The organism is Clostridium sp. (assembly GCF_026168755.1).
Lineage (GTDB): Bacteria > Bacillota > Clostridia > Clostridiales > Clostridiaceae > Clostridium.
In genome coordinates, this window is the sequence record NZ_JAPFDR010000079.1 from 1 (window position 1) to 7,191 (window position 7,191).

Below are 7,191 nucleotides of genomic sequence, written 5' to 3' on the forward strand. Positions count from 1 at the left end.
ATCAAGTGGAAGAGAAAATATTAATGATATTACCGGAAGGAATATTGTAATTAAGTTTTAGAATTTAATTGTTTTTGGAAGAAAAAGAGCGTTAAGAAGCTGAGGGAATGAAATGACTTTCGAAGCTTTAGCTCTTTTTCTTGAAAAAACAATATAAATTCTTAACGCAAATTACACAATTCTTGGAGGTTATATCATTAATTTTTCGTCTCCACGTGACGAACAATATTATTCAACTATGAAAAAAAGTAGCCAAAGGCTACTTTTTAGTTTGCATCAAATATCATTTCAAATTCTTTACCATCAATCTTTTCTTTATCTAATAATTCCTTAGCTACTGCATGAAGCTTATTTATATTAGTCTTTAAAAGATCCTCAGCTCTATCGTACGCTACTTCAATAAACTTTTTAACTTCTTTATCTATTTCAGCACCAATTTCTTCACTAAAGTTTCTTCCTCTACCAAGATCTCTTCCTAAAAATACTTCATTATTATCAGCCCCATATGAAATAGTTCCTATTTTATCACTCATTCCATATTCCATAACCATAGCTCTAGCAATTGAACTAGCTCTATCTATATCATTTTTAGCTCCAGTACTTATATCACCTAAAATTAATTTTTCAGCAACTCTTCCACCTAGAAGTCCTACCATTTCATCTTGTAGTTTTTCTTTAGATGTATAAGCTCTATCTTCATTAGGTAAGTGCATTGTGTATCCACCTGCCATACCTCTTGGTATAATGCTTATTTCATGAACAGGATCTGAATGTTTTAAACACTTCATTACCACTGCATGACCTGCTTCATGATAAGCAGTAAGCTTTCTATCATGTTCACTAATAGCTCTACTTTTCTTTTCTGGACCAGCAATAACTCTAGTTATTGCTTCTTCAAATTCTTCCATTCCTATAGCTTTTTTATTTTTTCTAACAGCTAAAAGTGCAGCTTCATTAGCTAAATTTTCTAAATCAGCTCCGCTAAATCCCGGAGTTCTCTTAGCTAAAACTTCTAAACTTATATCAACCTCTAAAGGTTTCTTTTGGGTATGAACGTGTAATACAGCTTCTCTTCCCTTTCTATCAGGTCTTTGAACAACTATTTGTCTGTCAAATCTACCTGGTCTTAATAACGCAGGATCCAGTATATCTGGTCTATTTGTAGCAGCTATCATTATTATCCCTTCATTTGCTCCAAACCCATCCATTTCAACTAATAATTGATTAAGTGTTTGTTCTCTTTCATCATGACCTCCACCAAGGCCAGCTCCTCTTTGTCTACCTACCGCATCAATTTCATCTATAAATATCAATGCAGGTGAATTTTTCTTTGCTTGCTCAAATAAATCTCTAACTCTTGATGCACCAACCCCAACAAACATCTCAACAAAGTCTGAACCTGATATACTAAAAAATGGAACTCCAGCTTCTCCAGCAATAGCTTTTGCAAGTAAAGTCTTACCTGTTCCTGGGGGACCTACTAATAAAACACCTTTTGGTATTCTAGCGCCCATCTCAGTATATCTAGATGGTGCCTTCAAGAAATCAACAATTTCTTCTAATTCTGCTTTTTCTTCATCTGCTCCAGCAACATCATCAAAAGTTACTCTTTTTGCATCTGGAGACATCATCTTTGCCCTGCTTTTTCCAAAATTCATTACACCTTTTCCACTGCTACCACTTTGTGATTGTTGCGTAAAAAAGAAAATAAATACTAAAAATAATATTATTATTAAAGCACTTGGTATTATGCTAATCCATATACTGTTATTAGATGGTGCAACATATTCTATATTAATATCATTTTTTGTGTATTGGCTATTTAGCATTTCCACCATAGAATCTGGTGCATATACTGTAAAGTTTTTCTTATCTCTTGTTTGCCCAGTTATAAGCATCTTATCAGGGTCTACTTTTATTTTTTCAATTTCATTATTTATCCACTTTTGTTGGAAATCACTAAATACTATTCTATCAGGGCTACTTTCTCCCCTTAAAAGAAATGATGCAGCAAAAAATAATAATATTATAGCTATTATCCAAACAGTAGCACTTGAATATTTCTTCATTCAAGGCCCCCCTTTCTTTGTATATTTTATTTTTTAATATTAATTTAAATTATTTTTCATAAACTTCTCTTTTTAATATTCCTACAAAAGGTAAGTTTCTATACTTCTCAGCATAATCAAGTCCATATCCAACTAAAAATTCATCTGGAGCTTCAAATCCAATATACTTACAATCTATATCCACCTTTCTTCTAGATGGTTTAGTTAGCAATGATACTATTTCAACTGAATTAGCCTTTCTAGTCTTTAGGTAATTTAATAAGTAATCTAATGTAACTCCACTATCAACTATATCTTCTACTATAATAATATCTTTACCAGAAATTTCATGATCTAAATCTTTAAGTATTCTGACTATCCCAGTAGTCTCTGAAGAATTTCCATAACTTGATACTGCCATAAAGTCAATTTCGCAAGGTATTGTTATATTTTTAATTAATTCTGCTGCAAATATTACAGAACCCTTTAACACTCCTACAACTAATAAATCTTTTCCTTTATAGTCATTACTAATTCTTCCTGCTAATTCCTTTATTTTAGCATTAATAACTTCTTCACTAAATAATATTTCTTTTACGTCTTGTAACATTTTCTTATTCCTTTCTATCCATGGTTATTTTTAATATTTTTTTTGTATCTTTTGTAACTTTAAATAGTTGAGATGTCTTATATCCCACAATCCACGAGATTTTATCATCAAAACATAAAATAGGAATACTATTTCTATCTTCTCTTGGTATTTTTAAATCAATAAAAATATCCTTAAGCTTTTTGCTTCCATTCATACCTAAAGGTACAATTTTATCCCCATCTTTTCTATATCTGATTACAACCTCTTTTTCTATATTATCATAATCAAATAACTTTATTAAGCTATTTTTAGAAAATTCTACCTTGTTACTGTTTTCAATAATTTCAAAGCTCATCGTATAATTATCAAAAGTAATTTTTTTACAAATCTCACTTTTATTTATTCTAATTTCACGATCATCACATAACTCCTGCTTATGTTTCTCTTCCTTAATAAAAATAATATCACCATATAAATTTTCACATATTATTTTATTAGTTAGATTTAACCTTTTTCCTGTATCCTTATTAGCTAAATTAACAATTTCATATATATGCTTCATTTCAAAATTTTGATGTGAATTAGAAACTTCCTTAAATGCCCTTATTATAACTCTAGTTATAATTGAATCCATTTCTTTTTTAAATAGTTCGTGTGATATTTTTAATTTTCCATCCAAATTTTCACAATATATATTGTAACATTTTTGGGAATATTCTTCTATAAATTCATTATCTTTTTGTAACAATATTGTCATTCTATTAAGGGTATCAACTATATCCTTATTAAAATGTTCCTTCATATATGGTAATATATCTAATCTTATTTTATTTCTACTATAAATTCTTTCATAATTACTAGCATCTATTCTAGGGTTAAGTCTTTTTTCTTCACAATACCTCTCAATTTCTTGTCTATTTAAGCATAATATAGGTCTAATAATTCCATCTTCTCTTTTCGCTTTTATTCCTGTTAAGCCTTCTAATCCTGTTCCTCTCATAACTCTCATCAATATAGTTTCAGCTTGATCATTTGCATTATGTGCTACTGCAATCTTATTATATCCATATTTAGTCCTTACCTCTTCAAACGCTTTATATCTTTCATTTCTTCCTGCCACTTCTAAGGATACATTTTCAGATTTTGCAACATATTCTATATTTATTCTTTTTACATAATGATTTATTCCTAATTCATCACATAACTTAATTATATATTTTTCATCATCATCAGCTTCTTCACCTCTTAACATATGATTTATATGAATGGCACCTAAAGTTAAATTAAATTTATCCTTTAATTCATATAATATATGTAATAAGCAAACAGAATCAGGTCCACCAGATAATGCAACTAATATATTATCATCTTGTTGTATAAGTCCATTTTCTTTTATATAATCTATTACTTTATCTAACACTTATCTTCTCCTATTGTTTTAATATAACTCTATAATACATTTACACTTTTTTAATGTAAATATGATATGTACTAAATTTACGATTAAATAAATTTTAAAAATATCAATAAAAGTGCTCCAAATGGAGCACCTTTATAAAATGTTTCCTTACTAATACTACTTATATATTTTATTCAAATATATATTACTTCTTTTTAACAAGCATAAAGTTTTGAAACAACTACAGTCATATCATCAAGCACTTTTCCATCACATTTTTTCTTTGCTAAATCTAAAATTTCTCTAGAAATTAGCTCAGGATTATTTTGTTCTCCTTTTAAATAATCTACTATCCAAGAATAATCTCCAATATTTCCTTTGTCTACATCTATAACCCCATCACTTATTGTAACTATTATATCACCCTGTTTTACCTTTTTCTTAATAGGAGTAATATTTATATCATCTAATATTCCAAAAGGCAAAGATGAACTATTAATAACTTCAACTTCAGCTCCCTTCTTAATAAAACTCATACTTGCTCCAACCTTAGTAAATTTTATTTCACCAGTATATAAATCTATAGAGTTCATATCTAAAGTAGTGAATTTTTCATCTTCACTAAACTTCATTCCCATTATGGAATTTACAGCATTAAGCATAGTTGCCTCACTAAATCCACCTTCCATAAATTTTTCTATTAACTCTATTGCAGCTTCACTTTCTAAACCTGCCTCAGGCCCTGATCCCATACCATCACTAACTATAGTTACATATTCTCCAACCTTGTTTTGTCCAAAACTATAACTATCTCCTGAGTATTTTTCCCCATCTTTAACATTAAATGATACATAGGATGATACATTATATTTGTAAGCTTCTTCTATAGTAACTGAACATTCATTAGTTTCAGGATCAATCTTACATCCATCTTCAGCTATACTTAAAGGTGTTCTTACTAGTTCACTAATAACAGGAATAATTGACTTTCTACAATAATTTTCTCCATCATAACTATCTATTTTTATTTTTATTTTTAAGCGCCCTTTTCTATCTGTATATGAATAAATATTATTATATCTTATCTTATTTTTCACTAATGTCTTTCTTAATAACTTATCTATATCTAAACAACTATTTACATTGTTATTAAAATCTCCAAGTATACTTGCAACCGTAGTAGACATATTATTTATTTGGTTTGCAACTACACTTCTTCCCTCTATGAGCCTAGATTTTAATGCTTCATTTACAGTATATGTTGAAAATAATTCTTCAGCACTCTTTAATAGCGTACTTCTTTTTACACATTTTAAATTTAAATCTTTAGGTAAATATATTTTTTTACTTTCGCAACTTAACATAAGTTCTCCAAAGTCTGAAAAAGTGCTATGAAGTTCCCTTCCCCAACACTTATTATTCATCTCACATTCTTGACATACTCTATCAGCTAAACTTTCAATCATTGCTGTTCCCTTATTTTTCATAAGTAATTTTTCATTTCCAGATAAACTCTCAATAGATGTTGCTACCGCATTTAAAGATCCTCTTAAAGCTTCTAATCTATCTACAAATTCTAGCTTTATTCCTTCAACTTGCGCATCGCTTATTATCTTACTTTTTTCTTCATTATTAAGTTCTCTTAATATTTCTTTAATAGTCTTTTCAGGAATTAACATCATAATAATCGCTGCTACAACAACTTCTATAACTGATTGAATTGTTATATCTCCAGTGTAAGTTAATATCATAAATAATGATACTAAATAAGCTAAAACAGAAAATATTTTTCCTGTTTCCTTAAATACACCAACAATTAGCCCACATATACCATACACTGTAGTTGCAACTAATAAATCATTATTAGCAATTCCTATTATTATTCCCATTGTTACTCCTAATATTGCACCAGAGTTGCTTCCAGCCGCATAAGCTGTTGTAATAACCATAGCTAATGCTATTATAGTTCTTATTTCAACTCCAAATATAACAAAGTTACCTATTCCAGCTATAACTAAACAGCTTAATATAGCTATACTAATTAATTCTTCTGTAGAATAGAAATAATTAGTGTTTATTTCCTTCATACACCCAATTGCATAATTAATCATATAAAATACAGGTATTATAACTATCGCTTTTGATAAAGAAAAAACTAAATTTATCTCAAAACCTTGTTCTCCAATTAATAATCCCACAACTACCGATATTATAATAATAGCTGAAAATGCTATTCTATTCTTAAATTCCTTATTTAATGAATTACAAATAACTTTACATAATAATATTGCTGTTGCTAAAGAAATATAAAGTATAATATCTATATTTTTACTTGCTCCAGTTAAGTAACCAATTAAAACTGCTGCAAAAACTAAAAACGTCTTCCTTATATCACTCTTTTTAGTTATCGACAAAAGATATCCTATTCCAAATGGAGCCAAATATAAACCTTCTACAAATCCAAATCCAACTCTACTCAGCATCGCTCCCGAAGCTAAAGCTACTATAATTGTAAATATTCCATTTTCAAAATTTAATTTCTTTTTTTCTTTTACGTTGTCTACCCTTCTATAGCTAGGCACTTCAATACCATAATCCATACTTATCATTCTCCTCACAAAATTCCTAATAAAATGATATCACTTTTATAACTAGAGATATGTCAATTAATGTTTACTACTTTTTTATTTCGTAAGACATTATTCCTTTTTTTACCATTTTATTCTTTGATATTTTCTTATTTTAAACCCTAATCATTCTCTTTAAGTACGAACGTAAGTTTTTTATAGAAGTATTTTAAATAATTACTTTGTACATTTTGTCGTAAAAGAAAAATAATTTTATATATTGCTTTAGTAATAAAATAAAACTTTCTTTAATATATTTATTTTTACATAAAAAATCCAATTCATAGACTATGTGGTTTCTAATACTTATAGAAGTTATCCACAATTCTTTAGTAAATATAATTTTCTAAGAAAAAAAAGAGATACAAATTGCTTTGTATCTCTTTGGTGCTGAAGACCGGAATCGAACCGGTACGGTATCGCTACCGCAGGATTTTAAGTCCTGTGCGTCTGCCTGTTCCGCCACTTCAGCGTATATGGTAGCGGAAATAGGACTTGAACCTACGACACCTCGGGTATGAACCG

The 7,191-nt window shown here is 28.8% G+C and carries 4 protein-coding genes and 1 tRNA gene; all 5 read right to left on the minus strand.

The features are described from left to right. Positions 1–266 precede the first annotated feature (266 nt). The 5 genes from ftsH to Q0Y03_RS14815 all read right to left on the minus strand — a co-directional run bounded on the left by ftsH (position 267) and on the right by Q0Y03_RS14815 (position 7,138). A complete protein-coding gene (gene ftsH / locus Q0Y03_RS14795; RefSeq protein ID WP_297714568.1) occupies positions 267–2,069 on the minus strand; it encodes an ATP-dependent zinc metalloprotease FtsH in 1,803 nt (600 codons plus the stop codon). Positions 2,070–2,118: 49 nt separating this feature from the next. Then, positions 2,119–2,658 (minus strand): hypoxanthine phosphoribosyltransferase, encoded by a 540-nt coding sequence (hpt, locus tag Q0Y03_RS14800; RefSeq protein WP_297714569.1) that lies wholly within the window; start codon positions 2,656–2,658, stop codon positions 2,119–2,121. Positions 2,659–2,662: 4 nt separating this feature from the next. Beyond that, positions 2,663–4,060 carry a tRNA lysidine(34) synthetase TilS gene (tilS, locus tag Q0Y03_RS14805; RefSeq protein ID WP_297714570.1) on the minus strand — a complete coding sequence of 466 codons (1,398 nt, stop codon included), beginning with the start codon at positions 4,058–4,060 and terminating at the stop codon, positions 2,663–2,665. Between the two features lie 194 nt (positions 4,061–4,254). Then, positions 4,255–6,639, minus strand: coding sequence for a stage II sporulation protein E (gene spoIIE, locus Q0Y03_RS14810; RefSeq protein WP_297714571.1), 2,385 nt, complete (start codon positions 6,637–6,639; stop codon positions 4,255–4,257). Between the two features lie 412 nt (positions 6,640–7,051). Next, positions 7,052–7,138 (minus strand) — tRNA-Leu (locus tag Q0Y03_RS14815). Between the last annotated feature and the right edge of the window lie 53 nt (positions 7,139–7,191).